This is a genomic window from Achromobacter sp. ACRQX, assembly GCF_022346505.1.
In the GTDB taxonomy this organism is placed as follows: Bacteria; Pseudomonadota; Gammaproteobacteria; order Burkholderiales; family Burkholderiaceae_B; genus Achromobacter; species Achromobacter animicus.
The window spans coordinates 1-17,932 of record NZ_JAKRML010000024.1; the positions used below are offsets into that span (position 1 = coordinate 1).

At 66.0% G+C, this 17,932-nt stretch carries 15 protein-coding genes and 1 other RNA gene; 11 read left to right on the plus strand and 5 right to left on the minus strand.

From position 1 onward, the window contains the following. Window positions 1-79: 79 nt before the first annotated feature. From ffs to MHZ91_RS19755, 8 genes are all read left to right on the plus strand, one after another. Window positions 80-177: signal recognition particle sRNA small type (gene ffs / locus MHZ91_RS19720), an RNA gene on the plus strand. A gap of 151 nt (window positions 178-328) precedes the next feature. Beyond that, the gene (dnaX, locus tag MHZ91_RS19725) at window positions 329-2,746 is read left to right on the plus strand and encodes a DNA polymerase III subunit gamma/tau (protein ID WP_239215327.1); all 2,418 of its coding nucleotides are present in this window, start codon (window positions 329-331) and stop codon (window positions 2,744-2,746) included. 44 nt (window positions 2,747-2,790) lie between these two features. Continuing rightward, the gene (locus tag MHZ91_RS19730; protein ID WP_056326789.1) at window positions 2,791-3,117 is read left to right on the plus strand and encodes a YbaB/EbfC family nucleoid-associated protein; all 327 of its coding nucleotides are present in this window, start codon (window positions 2,791-2,793) and stop codon (window positions 3,115-3,117) included. A gap of 21 nt (window positions 3,118-3,138) precedes the next feature. After that, on the plus strand, window positions 3,139-3,747 hold the full coding sequence (recR, locus tag MHZ91_RS19735) for a recombination mediator RecR (RefSeq protein ID WP_175126029.1): 609 nt from the start codon (window positions 3,139-3,141) through the stop codon (window positions 3,745-3,747). A 67-nt stretch (window positions 3,748-3,814) separates the two neighbouring features. After that, the gene (locus MHZ91_RS19740) at window positions 3,815-5,089 is read left to right on the plus strand and encodes a CaiB/BaiF CoA-transferase family protein (protein WP_239215329.1); all 1,275 of its coding nucleotides are present in this window, start codon (window positions 3,815-3,817) and stop codon (window positions 5,087-5,089) included. After that, entirely contained in the window at window positions 5,086-6,126 is a 1,041-nt protein-coding gene (locus tag MHZ91_RS19745; protein ID WP_175186418.1) for an ABC transporter substrate-binding protein, read from the plus strand. The genes MHZ91_RS19740 and MHZ91_RS19745 overlap by 4 nt, the downstream gene beginning before the upstream one ends. Next, the gene (locus MHZ91_RS19750; RefSeq protein ID WP_056570777.1) at window positions 6,119-6,928 is read left to right on the plus strand and encodes an ABC transporter ATP-binding protein; all 810 of its coding nucleotides are present in this window, start codon (window positions 6,119-6,121) and stop codon (window positions 6,926-6,928) included. The genes MHZ91_RS19745 and MHZ91_RS19750 overlap by 8 nt, the downstream gene beginning before the upstream one ends. A gap of 3 nt (window positions 6,929-6,931) precedes the next feature. Then, window positions 6,932-7,726: an ABC transporter permease gene (locus tag MHZ91_RS19755; RefSeq protein WP_239215331.1), complete on the plus strand. Its 795-nt coding sequence runs from the start codon at window positions 6,932-6,934 to the stop codon at window positions 7,724-7,726. Between the two features lie 25 nt (window positions 7,727-7,751). On the opposite strand, the gene MHZ91_RS19760 is transcribed toward MHZ91_RS19755, so the two are convergent. The 4 genes from MHZ91_RS19760 to MHZ91_RS19775 form a co-directional block, all read right to left on the minus strand. Then, the gene (locus tag MHZ91_RS19760; RefSeq protein ID WP_239215333.1) at window positions 7,752-8,327 is read right to left on the minus strand and encodes a biliverdin-producing heme oxygenase; all 576 of its coding nucleotides are present in this window, start codon (window positions 8,325-8,327) and stop codon (window positions 7,752-7,754) included. A gap of 73 nt (window positions 8,328-8,400) precedes the next feature. After that, window positions 8,401-9,033, minus strand: a complete 633-nt coding sequence (locus MHZ91_RS19765; RefSeq protein WP_239215334.1) for a hypothetical protein — start codon at window positions 9,031-9,033, stop codon at window positions 8,401-8,403. 10 nt (window positions 9,034-9,043) lie between these two features. Next, window positions 9,044-9,400: a response regulator gene (locus MHZ91_RS19770; RefSeq protein WP_239215386.1), complete on the minus strand. Its 357-nt coding sequence runs from the start codon at window positions 9,398-9,400 to the stop codon at window positions 9,044-9,046. A gap of 25 nt (window positions 9,401-9,425) precedes the next feature. Continuing rightward, complete coding sequence (locus tag MHZ91_RS19775; protein ID WP_239215335.1) at window positions 9,426-11,615, minus strand: ATP-binding protein; 2,190 nt, start codon at window positions 11,613-11,615, stop codon at window positions 9,426-9,428. Between the two features lie 97 nt (window positions 11,616-11,712). Between MHZ91_RS19775 and MHZ91_RS19780 the strand changes: the two genes are divergently transcribed. Further along, complete coding sequence (locus tag MHZ91_RS19780; protein ID WP_239215336.1) at window positions 11,713-12,240, plus strand: carboxymuconolactone decarboxylase family protein; 528 nt, start codon at window positions 11,713-11,715, stop codon at window positions 12,238-12,240. 38 nt (window positions 12,241-12,278) lie between these two features. Here MHZ91_RS19780 and tal read toward each other — a convergent pair whose 3' ends face one another. Beyond that, window positions 12,279-13,232, minus strand: coding sequence for a transaldolase (tal, locus tag MHZ91_RS19785; RefSeq protein ID WP_218343185.1), 954 nt, complete (start codon window positions 13,230-13,232; stop codon window positions 12,279-12,281). A 235-nt stretch (window positions 13,233-13,467) separates the two neighbouring features. On the opposite strand from tal, the gene carA reads away from it, so the two are divergent. Then, on the plus strand, window positions 13,468-14,622 hold the full coding sequence (gene carA, locus MHZ91_RS19790) for a glutamine-hydrolyzing carbamoyl-phosphate synthase small subunit (RefSeq protein WP_239215337.1): 1,155 nt from the start codon (window positions 13,468-13,470) through the stop codon (window positions 14,620-14,622). A 10-nt stretch (window positions 14,623-14,632) separates the two neighbouring features. Then, window positions 14,633-17,872, plus strand: coding sequence for a carbamoyl-phosphate synthase large subunit (gene carB, locus MHZ91_RS19795; RefSeq protein ID WP_239215338.1), 3,240 nt, complete (start codon window positions 14,633-14,635; stop codon window positions 17,870-17,872). The last annotated feature ends 60 nt before the right edge of the window (window positions 17,873-17,932 follow it).

The window sequence follows — 17,932 nt, forward strand, 5'->3', positions numbered from 1 at the left end:
GCCCACATATTGCCCCCCGGGGCCCGCCCGCCGAGAGGCTAGCGAGCGCGCGAAGCGCAGCTCTGCTAGAATCTCGGCTGGCGGGCCCCTTCGCATGGTTCGACGGTGAACCTGGTCAGGTCGGGAACGAAGCAGCCATAGTCGTTTAGGGTCAGTGCCGGAGTAAGGCTCGCCAACCGGATTCTTCAAAGCTGTAGCGTTTGCTACTTCGCTTTCACAGGGGACGGGGTTATTTTCCAAGGATTCGTTCCACGGGAATAAGCCCGTCCCCTTTGCATTCCAGCCCGCTCGATCAACGGGTTCAACAATCAGGCTCTACAATCCAGCCATGACTTATCTGGTATTGGCCCGCAAGTGGCGGCCGCGATCGTTCGATACCCTGGTGGGACAGGATCACGTGGTGCGCGCGCTCACGCATGCGCTCGACACGCAACGCCTGCATCACGCCTGGCTGTTCACCGGCACCCGGGGCGTCGGCAAGACCACACTCTCGCGCATCCTGGCCAAATCGCTCAACTGCGAAACCGGCATCACCTCAAAGCCCTGTGGCGTCTGCCGCGCCTGCACCGAGATCGATGCGGGCCGCTTTGTCGACTACCTTGAGCTGGACGCCGCGTCCAACCGCGGCGTCGAGGAAATGACGCAGCTTCTGGAGCAGGCGGTTTACGCACCGGGCGCGGGACGCTTCAAGGTCTACATGATCGACGAAGTCCACATGCTGACCGGGCACGCGTTCAACGCCATGCTCAAGACGCTGGAAGAGCCGCCGCCGCACGTCAAATTCATCCTGGCCACCACCGATCCGCAAAAGATCCCGGTGACGGTTTTGTCGCGCTGCCTGCAATTCAATTTGAAGCAGATGCCGGCCGACTCTATCGTTGGCCATCTGCAGGCCGTGCTCGGCCAGGAAGACGTCGGCTTTGAAATCCCGGCCCTGCGGCTGATCGGGCAGGCGGCGTCGGGCTCGATGCGCGACGCCCTGTCGCTCACCGACCAGGCCATCGCCTACAGCGCGGACAACCTTACCGAAGATGCCGTGCGCGGCATGCTCGGCACCATCGACCAACGCCATCTCGTGCGCCTGCTGGATGCCCTGTCTTCGGGCGATGCCAAGGGCGTGCTGGCCGTGGCCGACGAACTTGCGATTCGCGGACTGTCGTATGCCGGTGCGCTGGCCGACCTGGCCGTGCTGCTCTCGCGCGTGGCGATCGAGCAGCGCGTGACCGGCGTGACCGCCGCCGAAGATCCGCTGGCCGGCGACATCGCCCGGCTTGCACAGGCGCTGCATCCGGACGCCGTGCAACTGTTCTACTCCGTCGCCGTGCACAGCCGCGGCGAACTGACGCTGGCGCCCGACGAATACGCGGGCTTCATCATGGCGTGCCTGCGCATGCTGGCGCTCAATGGCGACGCCGGTCCGCAGACCGCGCTGGAAGCGCCCGCCGCGCCTGCGCGTCAGACCGCGGAACCCGCGGCGGCCATCGCCGCGCCGGCCGCCGATGCGGTTGGCGCCGCTGTCACCGCCGCCGCAGCGCCTTCGGGCGCGGGTCAGCCTGCCGTGTCTGCGCCCGACACCGGCGCGGTCGCTCCGCCAGTGTCAGGCGCAGCGGTCAACCATGCCGAGACCGTAAATGCCTCGGCGAGCACCGCCGCCGACGACAATGCGTCGCGCAACGAGGCGCCGGCATCCGCATCAGCGTCCGCGTCCGCATCAGCGTCCGCATCCGTTGACGCGCCGTCGGAATCTCCCGCCACTGTCGCTGCCGCGCCCGCGCAGCCCGCCGCCGTCGCATTGCCGCAATCGCCTGCCGCGCCCGTCCCGCAATCCGCAGACAGCAGCAGTGTCCCCCCTTGGGAAGACCTGCCGCCGGACGCCACGAATGCAGATGCGGGCGCAGCGACGTCCAATGCACCGACTAGCAACGCTGCAGCGCGCGCCGTAACGGCCGCTGACGCATCGACGCCTGACGCATCGACCGCCGACGCATCGACGGGCGACACCCCGACCGCCGACTGCTCGCCTCCCGACGCCGCAGCGCCTCACGCCCCGACCGCCAAACCGCAAGGCTCCGCTGCCCTGGCCGTGACACCGGCCTCCGCCGCGATCGCTCCGGCATCCGCGTCGGCCCCGGCAATGGGCGACACCGACGGCCCGCCGTCCTGGGTCGACGAAGAAATTCCTTTTGAAGCCGAAGGCGGGTTCATGCCCGACAGCGGCTTCACGTCCGACCCGGACGACGACTTCGAAACGCTGGCCACGTCGCCCACCCCGGCGCCTGCACCGCCGGCCGCTCGCCGCGATGCCCCCGCGCCCGCGCGCAAGCGCCAGTCGCGTGCGCCTCGCCTGACGGACATGGACTCGGCGTCCTGGCCCGAGCTGGCGGCGCGCCTGCCCGTTACGGGCTTGGCGTCGGAACTGGCTCGCCAGAGCGAATGGGCCGGCGTGCAGGGCGATGCCATCATCCTGCGCGTGGCCGTCAAGACCCTGGCCGAAAGCGAAAGCCGCGTGCGCCTGCAGACCGTCCTGTGCGAACATTTCGGGCAGGGCATCCGGCTGGACGTGCAGGTTGGCGTCACCGGCGACGCCACGGCGTATGCCGTGGCCCAGGCCGAGAGCGCGGCGCGCCAGCTCGCGGCCGAAAACGCCGTCGCCGACGATCCCTTCGTGCAAGCGCTGCTTTCGGATTTCGGCGGCCACGTCGTTGCTGGCTCGATCCGCCACGTTGATTCAGCGGCCGCCGCCTGACGCGGCGGCCAACCTCATTCCCCTCGTTCAAGGAAGCTCCCATCATGATGAAAGGACAACTCGCCGGCCTGATGCGCCAAGCGCAGCAGATGCAGGAAAACATGAAGAAGGCGCAGGACGCGCTGGCCGACATCCAGGTCGAAGGCGCCTCGGGCGGCGGCCTGGTGAAGGTCACCATGACCTGCCGCCACGACGTCAAGCGCGTCGAGATCGACCCGTCGCTGCTGGCCGACGACAAGGACATGCTGGAAGACCTGGTCGCCGCCGCGTTCAACGACGCGCTGCGCAAGGCCGAAGCCACGTCCCAGGAAAAGATGGCGTCCGTCACCGCCGGCATGCCGCTGCCCCCGGGCATGAAGCTGCCGTTCTGATTGCCGCTGCCGTAGGTTGCAATGGATCCCTTACTGCCCGAACCCGAGCCGCTGGTCTCGCTGATCGAAGCGCTGCGGCGCCTGCCCGGCGTGGGCGTGCGATCAGCTAGACGCATGGCGTATCACCTGTTGCAGCATGATCCGCAGGGTGCGGATCTGCTGGGGCGGGCGCTTGCCGGCGCGGTGCGGGATCTGAAGCACTGCGCGCGCTGCAACAGTTTTTCCGAAGACGAGGTCTGCGCCACCTGCTCCAATGTCAAGCGCGATCCCTCGCTGCTGTGCATCGTCGAAACGCCGGCCGACCAGAACATGATCGAGTCCAGCCACGGTTACCGTGGCCTGTATTACGTGCTCATGGGCCGGGTCGCGCCGCTGGAAGGCATCGGCCCGCGTGAACTGGATTTCGAGCGCGTGATCAAGCGCGCGACGGATGGGGTGGTGCAGGAAGTCATCCTGGCCACCAACTTCACGGCCGAAGGCGAGACCACCGCGCATTTCCTGGGCGAGGCCCTGGGCGAGCGCGGCCTGCGGGTCACGCGCCTGGCGCGTGGCGTGCCTGCCGGCAGCGAGCTCGAGTACGTCGACGCCGGCACCATCGCCTGGGCGCTGATGGAGCGCAAGACCACCTGACGCTCGCGGTACCAGAACGCCCGCCGGCAACGTATCGGCCGGGCAATCAATGTGAGGAAGACAATCCATGTCAGCGCTGACCGGACTGAAAGTCCTGGAACTCGGCACGCTTATCGCCGGCCCATTCGCCGCGCGCATCTTCGGCGAATTCGGCGCCGACGTCATCAAGGTGGAGACCCCGCACGGGCCGGACGGCACGGGCGGCGGCGATCCCATCCGCAGTTGGCGCCATCTGCACGAGGGCAATTCCCTGTGGTGGACGGTGCAGGCCCGCAACAAGCAATCCATCGCGCTCAATTTGAAGGACCCGCGTGCGCAAGAGATCGCCCGCAAGCTGGCGCTGGACGCCGATGTGGTGGTCGAGAACTACCGCCCCGGCGTCCTGGAAAAGTGGGGGCTCGGCTTTGAGCAGCTGCGCGCCATCAATCCCGCGCTCATCATGGTCCGCCTGTCCGGCTACGGCCAGACGGGCCCCATGAAGGATCAGCCCGGCTTTGGCGCCATCGGTGAATCCATGGGCGGCCTGCGTTACGTGTCGGGCCACCCCGACCGCCCGCCGCTGCGGGTCGGCATCTCCATCGGTGACTCCATCGCGGCGCTGCACGGCGTGATCGGCGCGATGATGGCGCTGCGCCATCGCGACGCCACCGGCGGCCGCTGGAACGGCAAGACGGGCGACGAATGCCAGGCAGGGCAGGGCCAGATGGTTGACGTGGCGCTGTACGAAGCCGTCTTCAACATGATGGAGAGCCTGGTCCCCGAGTACGACGTGGCCGGCGTGGTGCGCGAGCGCACCGGCGGCGCGCTGCCGGGCATCGTGCCCTCGAATACCTACACCACGCGCGACGGCCAGAACATCGTCATCGCCGGCAACGGCGACGCGATTTTTCATCGTCTGATGCGGGCCATCGGCCGTGACGATTTGGCCGAGGATCCGGATCTGGTGCGCAACGACGGCCGCGCGCGGCGCGTTCAAGAGATCGACGGCGCCATCCAGCACTGGTGCGACGGACGCGGTATCGAAGCGGCGCTCGAAGCCCTGAAGCGCGCCGACGTGCCGGTCGGCAAGATCTACAGCGTGGCCGACATGTTCAGCGATCCGCAGTTCCTTGCGCGCCGCATGATCGAACAGCATCGCCTGGCAGACGGCAGTCCCGTCAAGCTGCCGGGCGTGGTTCCCAAGCTATCCGAAACACCTGGCCAGACGCGCTGGGTGGGCCCGAAATTAGGGGAACATACCGAGGAAGTCCTGAAATCGCTGGGGTATGATTCAGCGGCTATCGACAAGCTGGCGAAGACCGGCGCTATCGGAATATCCGACAACCAGGAGACAAAGCAATGACAGTCACCCGCCGTGAACTGCTCAAGATCGCCGGCGCTGCCGGCGTCATGAGCATGGCCCCTGCCATCGTGCGCGCGCAGAAGCTTGAAAAGACCAAGGTCCAGATCGCAGTCGGCGGCAAGCCGCTGATCTATTACCTCCCGCTGACGATCGCCGAGGTGCGCGGTTACTTCAAGGACGAAGGGCTGGACGTCAGCATCGCGGACTTTGCCGGCGGCTCCAAGGCCCTGCAGGCCGTGGTGGGCGGCAGCGCCGACGTGGTCTCGGGCGCCTTCGAGCACACGCTGTCCATGCACTCCAAGGGTCAGGCCTATCGCGCCTTCGTGCTGCAAGGCCGCGCGCCGATGATCGGCGTGGGCGTCTCCAAGAAGAACATCCCGGGCTACAAGGGCGCGGCTGACCTGAAAGGCAAGAAGATCGGCGTGACCGCGCCGGGCTCGTCCACCAACATGGTGGTCAGCTTCTTCCTTGCCAAACACGGCCTGAAGGCCTCCGACGTGTCCTTCATCGGCGTGGGCGCTGGCGCGGGCGCGGTGACTGCCGTGCGCAGCGGCCAGATCGACGCCATCTCCAACACGGACCCGGTGGTCTCGATGCTGGAAATGCCCGGCGACATCCAGATCATCGTCGACACGCGCACGCTCAAGGACACGCAGGAAATCTTCGGCGGCAACATGCCCGCCGGCTGCCTGTATGCGCCGCAGACGTTCATCGACGCCAATCCCAACACCGTCCAGGCGCTGACCAACGCCATCGTGCGCGCCGACAAGTGGATTCAGAAGGCCGGCCCCGAGGAAATCGCCAAGGTCGTGCCCGAAACCTACCTGCTGGGCGATCCGGCCATCTACAAGGCCGCGCTCGGCAAGAGCATGGAAGGCCTGTCGCCGGACGGCATGATCCCGGAAGACGGCGCGGCCACCGCGCTCAAGGCGCTGGCCGCCTACCAGGCTGACTTCAACGGCTCGAAGGTCGATCCGTCGAAGGTGTGGACCAACGATTTCGCGCGCCGCGCCAACGAGAAGTATGCCAATGGCTGAAGCCGCGCTGTCGCTGGAAAACATAAGTTGCACCTTTGTCTCGCGTGACGACCGGTCGCAGCGCTACACCGCGGTCAGCGACACTACCCTGGCCATCGCGCCGGGCGAGTTCGTGTCCGTGGTGGGCCCGACCGGTTGCGGCAAGTCCACGTTGCTCAACGTCAGCGCCGGCCTGTTGGCGCCGTCGTCGGGGCAGGTGAAGGTCTTTGGCCAGCCGCTGGTTGGCATCAACGAACGTGCGGGCTACATGTTCCAGGGCGAGGCGCTTCTCCCCTGGCGCAGCGCGCTGGACAACGTCATCGCCGGCCTGGAGTTCGCCAACGTGCCCCGCGCCGAGGCGCTGGACCGCGGACGTGAATGGATGCGCCGCGTCGGCCTGGGCGGTTTCGAGGGCCGTTATCCGCATCAGATGTCGGGCGGCATGCGCAAACGCGCCATGCTGGCGCAGACGCTGATCCGCGACCCCGACATCATCCTCATGGACGAACCGTTCTCGGCGTTGGACATCCAGACGCGCCAGCTCATGGAGAACGAGGTCCTGGACCTGTGGATGGCCAAGCGCAAGGCGGTGCTGTTCATCACTCATGACCTGGACGAAGCCATCGCCATGAGCGACCGCGTGATCGTGCTGTCCGCCGGTCCGGGCACCCATCCCATCGGAGAATTTGCCATCGATCTGCCGCGTCCGCGTGACGTGGCCGAAGTGCGCATCGACCCGCGTTTCGTCGAGCTGCATGCCGCCATCTGGGGCGTGCTGCGCGAGGAAGTGCTCAAGGGCTATGCCCAACAGAAGCGAGCCTGAGCCATGCCCAAACTGAACAAATCCGGTTCCGGCAGCCTGCGCGTCTGGCAATTGCTGCTGCTCGTCATCATCCTGGCCGTCTGGCATTTTGCGTCGCGCGATCCGAAGGTCGCCTTTTTCTTCGGCGAACCGCTGAAGGTGTGGGGGCGCATCCGGGCGTGGTTCGTCACCAACGCCGACATCTATAACCACTTGGCCGTGACGCTGACCGAGACCGTGCTGGCGTTCTTCATCGGCACGATCGCGGGCCTGGCTTTCGGCTTGTGGCTCGGGCTGTCGCCGCGCGCCAGCGCAATCCTGGACCCCTACATCAAGGCAGCCAACTCGATGCCGCGCGTCATCCTGGCGCCCATCTTCGGCATGTGGTTCGGCCTGGGCATCTGGTCCAAGGTGGCGCTGGCCGTGACGCTGGTGTTCTTCATCGTGTTCTTCAACGTCTATCAAGGCGTGCGGGAAGTCAGCCCCACCTTGCTGGACAACGCCCGCATGCTGGGCGCACGCAAGCGCCAGCTGCTGCGTCACGTGTACCTGCCGTCGGCTACGAGCTGGGTGTTCTCCAGCCTGCACACCTCGGTGGGTCTGGCGTTCGTGGGCGCGGTCGTCGGCGAATACCTGGGGTCGGCAAGCGGCGTGGGCTATCTGATCCTGCAGGCCGAAGGCACGTTCGACGTGAACACCGTGTTTGCCGGCATCATCGTGCTGACCGCCTTTGCGCTGATCCTGGACACCATCGTCGGGGTTGGCGAGAAGCGCTTGATGAAGTGGCAGCCCAAGTCGGGCGAAACCGAAAAGCTGTAATCCGCCTTGGGTCGCGCTGCCGGGCTCAGGCCCGCAGCGCGCCCTGGCTGCGCAGCCAGGCGGTCAGGCTGTCGAAGGCGTCGCGGGCGCCTTGCAGCGCCTGTTCCTCGCGGCCCGCCGCGCCGGCCTCGCTGTCCAGGTACAGCAGAAATTCCTTCCACAGCGGTCCCACCTGCTCGCCATACCCGCGCAAGTAGCGCTGGGGCAAGTCGGGCGCCACCGCCTGCAGGCGCTTGGCCAGGAACCGGCCGCCCAACTGCGACCCTTCGACGACGTACGCGACGCCCAATGCGTAGGCGTCGGGCGCCGCCACCTGCGGCGGCTGTGCGCAATGCACGACGGGCGCAGGGGCGCCCGCCGCCTTCAGGTCTTCATGCAGCCAGGCGGTCTTGCCGGCCCGCTCAGGGGCGCGCAGCGACGCCGGCCAGTCCAGTTGCCAGAGCTGTTGCTCCAACGGTTCCAGCCATCCCAGCAGCGCGCGCAGATAGGCCAGATAATGGCCGCGGTCGACATGGTCTTCGGCCAGCGCCAGACCCTGGTCCAGCGTTTCGTGACGTTCGCGGGTGCCATCGCGCAGCACCTGATGGACGGGAGAAATCATGGGGATCGTGACGTGAAGGGTTGGTGGGACGGTTGAACCGGCGACATCGAACCGGTGCTAATACGGCGGCGGGTTACGCCGGCAGATGCAGCGACCAGCAGCGATCCTGACGCTCCAGCCGCCAGCCCGAAGCGGACGCCAGCAGCTCGATTTCCTGCAGATCAAACGCGGGCGGCTTGTCCGAGGCCGGTGCGCCTTCGGGCACGCGGGCACGCCACACGCCGGGCTCGGACGCGTCCACTTCGAGCTGCGCATCCGCGGGCACCAGCGGCAACAGGCACAACAGCCATGCCAGGACCAGATATCGTGTGCTGAACAATGGCACGTCCGCGTGCGCCACCTGATCGGGCCAGCGGATGCCGTGGCTCGCCAGCAGCAGGTGCGAGAACATCAGCTTGCGGCAGTCGTGCAGCAGGTCGCCGCTGGACGTCATGGCGCCGCCATCACTCAGCCAACCATCCAGCTCGCGCACCACGCCCACGCTTTCATCGAGCATGTCGGAAAGGTCGCCGGCAAGCCGCTCGCAGCGTTGCTGGACGGCTTCGCCGGTGGTGCCTTCAGGCGCCTGGCGCAGCATGGCGGCCGCGAGCGAGGCGCTGGACAGCGGGCCCAGGACTTCATGGCGAAGCACGGGGAAGATCTGGCTGAGCACCTTGAGCTGCACGCCCTTTGCGGCCAGCAGGCCAAGGGTGTCGGATTGCATCATGAAAGAACCGTCAGTTGGCCTCGTGCAGAATGGCCAGGAGCGCGTCGGGGTCCGCCGGCTTTTCGATCCATCCAGTGAAGATGCCGTTGATGGCATCGCGTCGTTCGTGCCGCGCCAGGCCGCTCAGCGCATAGATGCGCGGCGGGTTGGCGCGTTCGCGCAGGCGCTTGGCCAGCTCGTAGCCGTCCATGTCGGGCAGCAGGATGTCCAGCAGCACGGCATCCGGCGCGAACGTGTTGACCAGCTCCATGGCTTCGGCCCCGGTGGCGGCGCACCGCGTCTCCAGGTTTGAAAGCGCCAGGAACTCGGCCAGCAGTTCCGATCCCATTTCGTTGTCGTCCACCAGCAGGACCCGCATGGCGCGCACTTCGTTCAAGTTATGTCTCCCAGGTTCAAGAGGGGGTTGCTTCAGGCATGGCGCGGGGCAGCGTGACCGTGAAGATGACGAGCCCGTCGCGGCATTGGACGGCAATGTCGCCGCCGTGGTCGCGCACGACCTGCTCGGCAATGTACAGGCCCAGCCCCAGGCCGGAGCGGTTGCGCGACTGGCCCACCGATTCCGGCTTGAAGGGCGAGAACAGGTGCGCGAGCACGTCTTCGGCGATCGGGCCGCCATGGTTGATGACGCTGAGCGTAATGCCGTCATCGGTTTTTGCGGCGGTCACCATGATGGGCTGACGGGGCGCGCCGTGCTGACGCGCGTTGCCCATCAGATTGGTCACCACCTGCGCGATACGGTCGGTATCGGCCATGAGCGTCAGGCCGTCCGGCACGTCGGGTTCGATGCGCAGGCCGGGGTAGGCCTGGCGCTTTTCCTCGATCAGGCCGTTCACCAGTGCCGACAGGTCGCACAGCCGCTTTTCAATGCCCAGCCCCAGGCCGCCTTGCAGGCGCGACAGGTCCAGCACCTGCGATATCAGGCGCTGCATCCGGCCGCTGGAATAACGGATGCGCTCGCCCATGCGCGCGCCGGTATCGGTGCGGGACAGCAGGGTCGCGGCCATGGAAATGGATTGCAGCGGGTCGCGCAGGTCGTGGCCCAGCATGGCCAGCAGCGCGGTGCGGGCGCGGTCGACGTCGGCGGCGCGGCTGGTCGAAATGTGCGAGAGCTCGTCACGCAGGTTGTCCACGGCCTCGAGCTCCCCAGGCAGCCAGGGAAGACAGACCCCGCGTACGACCTCGCGCCAGGCTTCGAACGAGCCGCGCGGGGTCAGCCGCGGGCCGAGACTGCCGACCGCGTACTGCTTCTCCGGCTTGCCGCCCCACACGAGGGTCTCGATCTGCTCCTTGCGCAGCCAGACCAGCCAGCCATTGTTCATGGGGTCGAACTTGCACGCGAGCAGGCCCGCGTACGGGACGATTTCGGTCTGCAATTCGGGGTAATCGCGCGCGATGTTGGTGGTGTGCACCACGCGCTGTCCGCTCTGGTCCAGCGCGTTCAGGATGCCCGCCAGTTCGCCGCGCGGCGCAATGCCGCCAAACACCGTGACGCTGTTGCTCCAGAGGCACAGCGCGGCATCGTTCGGGACCAGCGAGGCCGGCGTCTCACCGCCCTGCGACAGTGCCTGATGCACGTTTTCAGAGGCCGAAACGCGCTCGACAAGCTTGCTGACCAGCGCGGCATTCTGGCGGGATTGCTCGGCCCGCTCATTGGCTTCGATGCCGGACACCGTGGCCGCAACGACCTGCGCCATCGCCTCGCACGCCAGACGGGCAGGGTAGGGCACGGCCCGCGGCGTGTGATGGTGGCAGGCGATCATGCCCCACAGGCGGCCGCCGATCACCAGCGACAGGCTCATAGACGCCCGTACCCCCATGTTCGCCATGTACTCCAGGTGGACGGGCGACACGCTGCGCAAGACCGAGAAGCTCAAGTCCAGCGGGCGGGGATCCGGCGAAGGGGCGCTCAGCACGCGCACCGGGTGGTAGGTCGCATCGGCGATCAGGCGCAGGGTGTTTACCGTATAGAGCCGGCGCGCCTGCGCCGGAATGTCGCCGGCGGGATAGCGGCGGCCCACCCAGTCGTCCAGGTCGGCGCGTCGCTGTTCAGCCACGATCTCGCCGCTGTCGTCGGGATGGAAGCGATACGCCATCACCCGGTCAAAGCCCGTGGCGCGCTGCACTTCGCGCACCATGCTGTCCAGGAGCGCGGGAATGTCACGCTGCCGGCGCACGCGCTCGATGCTGCGGTAGATGCGCTCGGGCGCGGCAATGCCGACGCCGTCGGCCCGGCGCTCGAGTTCGACAATCGTCAGCCCATCGACATTGCGATGGCCGATCACGTCATAGGTGGCGCGATCCAGCGTGATGGTCAGCGGATCGAAAATGGGGTCGGGGTTGCCGAGCCAAGTGGACAGGCAGTACGCAAGGCCCGGCGGCAACGCCTCAGGCGCGCAAGGCTGGTCCAGCGTCAGGCAGGTGTCGAGCAACTGGGCGGCATTCTCGCTGGCGTAACGCAGCGTGCCGTCGGGATCGAACGCGAGCAGGGCCCCGAGCGGCTGGATGGCGCCCGGTATGTGTATCGGTTCGCTGTCGCAATTGGCGAGAGTGAGTTGGGGGTAGGATTCGGTGGGCGCATTCATGCGAGTGAGATACCGTGGACGCGCAAGTGTGTTGCCATTATGTCAAAGATATTGTGAGAATGTGTGCATTTGCTGCCCTCTACCTCCCGGAGTTCGCATGGCCCGTTTGCCCTACGCTGATCTGACTCATCCCGAAGCACGGCCCCTGGTGGAAAGCATTGTCGCGCAGCGGGGCAGTGTGTTGCATCTGTATCAGATGCTGCTGCACAGTCCCGCGGTGGCCGGCGGCTGGCTGAATTACCTGACGTCGATCAGGCAGCTCAGCACGTTGCCGGGCGATCTGCGCGAGCTCGTCATCATGCGGGTGGCGGCCATCAACGGTGCGCCCTACGAGGCCGACCAGCATGCGCCGATCGCGTTGAAGGAAGGCGTATCCCAGGCGCAGCTGGACGCGCTGGATGCGTGGGAAACCTCGGGGCTGTTCAGCGAACGCGAACGGGCGGTGCTGGCCTACACGGACGCCATGACGCGTCACGTGCAGGTTCCCGAGGCGGTGTTCGACGCCGTCCGGGCGGCCTTGGGGTCGGAAAAGCTGGTGGTAGAGCTGACGGCGACAATCGCCGCGTACAACATGGTATCGCGGTTCCTGGAAGCGCTGCAGGTGCACTCTCACGATCACCGCTAGGCAAGGGCGCGCGGACAGCAACCGCGCGCCGCACTGGCTCAGCCTCGCTGCGCGTCGATCAGGGCATCCAGCTTGATGGCGTCGGCCACGAACAGGCGGATCCCCTCGGACAGCTTTTCGCTGGCCATCGCATCGTCATTGAGCAGCGTGCGGAACGTCACTTCGTCCGCGCCGATGCGCGCAATGTCGCCGCGCGCGTCGTCAGCGCGAAGCTGGGCGGGCGCGTCGCCTTCGGTGGCGGCCAGCTTGTTCAGCAGGTCCGGACTGATCGTCAGCAGGTCGCAGCCGGACAACGCAAGGATCTGACCCACGTTGCGGAAGCTCGCGCCCATGATCTCGGTCGGGATTTCAAAGTGCTTGTAGTAGCGGTAGATATTGGTGACGGACTGAACCCCCGGGTCACGCGCGCCCGTGTTGTCGTCTTCGACCCAGTTCGCGCCGGCCGATTTCTTGTGCCAGTCGTAGATGCGGCCGACGAAAGGCGAAATGAGCTGCACGTGCGCATCGGCGCAGGCGACCGCCTGGGGCAGCGAGAAGAGCAGGGTCAGGTTGCAGCGGACGCCCTCGGACTGCAAAACCCGGGCGGCCTGGATGCCTTCCCAGGTGGACGCAATCTTGATGAGCACGCGCTCGCGCGGGATGCCGGCGGCTTCGTACAGGGCGATCAGGCCGCGGGCGCGTTCGATGGTGGCGCGGGTGTCAAAGGACAGGCGGGCGTCCACTTCGGTGGACACGCGGCCCGGCACGATGTCCAGAATCGCGCGGCCGAAGGCGACCAGCAGGCGATCCATGAGTTCGGCGGTGGAGGCGCCGCGGTGCTCGCGCGCGGTCTTTTCCAGCAGCGGGCGGTAGGCGTCCTGCTGGACGGCCTTCAGAATCAGGGATGGGTTGGTGGTCGCGTCCGTGGGACGCAACGCCTTCATGGCTTCGAAATCGCCGGTGTCGGCAACAACGGTGGTGTGGTCACGCAGGGCGTCAAGTTGGCTGGGCATGGACTTATACGACTCGCAGCTGGCTAGGGTTGAAGGTGCTGCTAGCGTATCACCGACGCTGCCGGCCCGCAGTCCGCCGCAAGGGCGAGGGGCGCTGATTGCAGGCCGCGCAACGGCGCGGCAAAACGGCCGAAAAACCCGGTTTCGGCCTTATTTGGCGCGGTTCTCCGGGAAAAACGGCCGCTCGAGGTATAATCCGAAGGTTTGATTATCGATTCTAAAACCGGGGTTTACTGTGCTGCCGCAACTCTTTCCCGAGGGGATCAACCGCTTCCCTCCTGCAATTCTGGCTCTGGCGGACGGTACCATTTTTCGAGGCGTGTCGATCGGTGCGCCTGGCCATACCGTTGCCGAAGTGGTGTTCAACACCGCGATGACCGGGTACCAGGAAATTCTCACCGATCCCAGCTATAGCGGTCAGATCGTCACGCTGACCTATCCGCACATCGGCAACACCGGCGTCAACGCCGAAGACGTGGAATCCAATCGCGTCTATGCCGCCGGCCTGGTGGTACGCGACTGCCCCGCCCGCGTGTCGAACTTCCGTTCCACGCAATCCTTGCCCGACTACCTGACCGAGCAGGGCATCGTTGCCATTTCCGGCATCGACACCCGCAAGCTCACGCGCATTCTGCGCGAAAAGGGCGCCCAGGGCGCGTGCATCCTCGTGGGTTCCGACGCCGAGCGCGCCGTTGAACTCGCCCGCGGCTTTCCCGGCATGGCCGGCCAGGATCTGGCCAAGGTCGTGTCCATCAAGGAAAGCACCGGCTGGACCGAAGGCACCTGGCAGCTCGAAGGCGGGTTCACGTCGCCCGACCAGTCCAAGTTCCACGTGGTCGCCTATGACTACGGCGTAAAGAGCAACATCCTGCGTCTCCTGGCCGACCGCGGCTGCCGCATCACGCTGGTGCCGGCCCAGACCTCCGCCGAAGACGTCTTCAAGCTCAATCCCGACGGCGTGTTCCTGTCCAACGGCCCCGGCGACCCCGAGCCCTGCGACTACGCCATCGACGCCACCCGCGCCTTCCTGGACAAGAAGCTGCCTGTGTTCGGCATCTGCCTGGGTCATCAGATCATGGGCCTGGCGGTGGGCGGCAGGACCGTCAAGATGAAGACCGGCCATCACGGCGCCAACCATCCGGTGCAGGACCTCGCGTCCAAGCGCGTGTTCATCACCAGCCAGAACCACGGTTTCGGTGTCGACGCAGCCAGCCTGCCCGCCAACGCGCGCGTGACGCACGTCTCGCTGTTCGACGGCACGCTGCAAGGCTTCGAGCTCACCGACCGCCCGGCCTTCTGCTTCCAGGGTCACCCCGAAGCCAGCCCGGGTCCGCACGACATCCTCGAGCTGTTCGACAAGTTCATCAGCCTGATGTCCGGCCAAAAGTAAAGACTGCATCATGCCCAAGCGTACAGACCTAAAAAGCATTCTCATCATCGGCGCCGGCCCCATCATCATCGGGCAGGCCTGCGAATTCGACTACTCCGGCGCGCAAGCTTGCAAGGCGCTCAAGGCTGAGGGCTACCGCACCATCCTGGTGAACAGCAACCCGGCCACGATCATGACGGACCCGGAAACGGCCGACGTCACCTACATCGAGCCCATCACCTGGCAAGCCGTCGAAAAAATCATCGAGCGTGAAAAGCCCGATGCGCTCCTGCCCACGATGGGCGGTCAGACCGCGCTGAATTGCGCGCTGGACCTGGCCCACCATGGCGTGCTAGAGAAGCACAACGTGGAACTCATCGGCGCCAACGAGCACGCCATCGAAAAGGCCGAAGACCGCCAGAAGTTCAAGCAGGCCATGACCGACATCGGCCTGGAATCGGCCAAGTCGGGCGTCGCCCACAGCATGGACGAAGCCTGGGAAGTGCAGCGCCGCATCGCGGCCGAAGTCGGCACCTCCGGTTTCCCCGCCGTCATCCGCCCCAGCTTCACGATGGGGGGTTCGGGCGGCGGCATCGCCTACAACGCCGAAGAATTCGAAACCATCTGCCGCCGCGGCCTGGAAGCCTCGCCCACCAGCGAACTCCTGATCGAAGAGTCGCTGCTCGGCTGGAAGGAATTCGAGATGGAAGTGGTCCGCGACAAGGCGGACAACTGCATCATCGTCTGCTCCATCGAAAACCTGGATCCGATGGGCGTCCACACGGGCGACTCCATCACCGTCGCGCCGGCCCAGACGCTGACCGACAAGGAATACCAGATCATGCGTAACGCATCGATCGCGGTATTGCGCGAGATCGGCGTGGATACGGGCGGCTCGAACGTGCAGTTCGCCGTCAATCCCAAGAACGGCCGCATGATCGTCATCGAGATGAACCCGCGCGTGTCGCGTTCGTCGGCGCTGGCCTCCAAGGCCACCGGTTTCCCCATCGCCAAGGTCGCCGCGCGCCTGGCCGTCGGCTACACGCTCGACGAGCTGCGCAACGAGATCACCGGCGGCGCCACGCCGGCGTCGTTCGAACCCACGATCGACTACGTGGTCACCAAGGTGCCGCGTTTCGCATTCGAAAAATTCCCCACCGCCGACGCGCGCCTGACCACCCAGATGAAGTCCGTGGGTGAAGTCATGGCCATCGGCCGCACCTTCCAGGAATCGTTCCAGAAGGCGCTGCGTGGCTTGGAAGTGGGCGTCGACGGCCTGAACCAGAAGACCACCGACCGCGAAAAGCTGCAGGTCGAGCTGGGCGAACCGGGTCCGGAACGCATCTGGTACGTGGGCGACGCCTTCGCGCAAGGCTTCACGCTGGACGAAGTGCACAACATCACGCACATCGACCCGTGGTTCCTTTCGCAGATCAAGGAAATCGTCGACATCGAGCTGGCGCTCGAGCAAAAGACGCTGGCCGACCTGGACTACGCCACGCTGTTCGAACTGAAGCGCCGCGGTTTCTCCGACCGCCGCCTCGCGTTCCTGCTGGATTCCTCGGAATCCGAAGTCCGCAAGCTGCGCCACCAGCTCAACGTGCGTCCGGTCTACAAGCGCGTCGACACCTGCGCCGCCGAATTCGCCACCCGCACCGCCTACATGTACTCCACGTACGAGGAAGAGTGCGAATCCGCGCCCACCGATCGCAAGAAGATCGTGGTGCTGGGCGGTGGTCCGAACCGGATCGGCCAGGGCATTGAATTCGACTACTGCTGCGTGCATGCCGCGCTGGCGCTGCGCGACGACGGGTACGAGACCATCATGGTCAACTGCAACCCGGAAACCGTGTCCACCGACTACGACACCTCCGACCGTCTGTACTTCGAGCCGCTGACGCTCGAAGACGTGCTGGAAATCGTCCACAAGGAAAACCCGGTCGGCATGATCGTCCAGTACGGCGGCCAGACCCCGCTGAAGCTGGCGCGCGCCCTGGAAGCCAACGGCGTGCCCATCATCGGCACCAGCCCCGAATCCATCGACGTCGCCGAAGACCGCGAGCGCTTCCAGAAGCTGCTCAACAAGCTCGGCCTGCGTCAGCCGCCCAACCGCACCGCGCGCACCGAAGGCGAGGCCCTGGCTCACGCCACCGAAATCGGTTATCCGCTGGTCGTGCGTCCCAGCTACGTGCTGGGCGGCCGCGCGATGGAAATCGTGCACGAGCAGCAGGACCTCGAACGCTACATGCGCGAAGCCGTGAAGGTCAGCAATGACTCGCCCGTGCTGCTCGACCGCTTCCTGAACAACGCCACCGAAGTCGACGTGGACTGCCTGGCCGACGGCGAAACCGTCTTCATCGGCGGCGTCATGGAACACATCGAGCAGGCCGGCGTGCACTCGGGCGACTCGGCGTGCAGCCTGCCGCCGTACTCGCTGTCGGCGGAAGTCATCGCCGAGATCAAGCGCCAGACCACGATGATGGCCAAGGCCCTGAACGTCAGCGGCCTGATGAACGTGCAGTTCGCGATCCAGGGCGGCGACGTCTACGTGCTGGAAGTGAACCCGCGCGCCTCGCGCACGGTGCCTTACGTCTCCAAGGCCACCGGTTTGCAGCTAGCCAAGATCGCCGCGCGCGCCATGGCTGGCCAGACCCTCGCCGCGCAGGGCATCACGAAGGAAGTCGTGCCGCCTTACTTCTCGGTCAAGGAAGCCGTGTTCCCGTTCGTGAAGTTCCCGGGCGTGGACACCATCCTCGGTCCGGAAATGAAGTCGACCGGCGAAGTGATGGGCGTGGGCATGAGCTTCGGCGAAGCCTTCGTGAAGTCGCAGCTTGCCGCCAGCGTGCGCCTGCCGGAGTCCGGCACGGTGTTCATCAGCGTCAAGAACCAGGACAAGGCCCGCGCCGTTGAAGTGGCTCGCGGCCTGCACACCCTGGGCTTCAAGCTGGTCGCCACGCGCGGCACGGCCGCCGAGATCGAAGCGGCCGGCATCCCGGTGCAGGTGGTCAACAAGGTCAACGAAGGCCGCCCGCACATCGTCGACATGGTCAAGAACGGCGAAATCTCGCTGGTCATCAACACCGTCGAAGAGCGCCGCAACGCCATCGCCGACTCGCGCACCATCCGCACCCAGGCGCTGGCCGCCCGCGTGACCTTCTTCACGACCATCGCCGGCGCCCGCGCCGCGGTCGAAGGCATGCAGTATCTGCGCCAGGGCCTCGGCCTGCAGGTCTACCCGCTGCAAGAGCTTCACGCTTCCCTGCAGAAGTAAGCCGGCAGATCACAATTAGGGCACGCGAAAGCGTGCCCTAATTTTTTGCAACGCGACAAC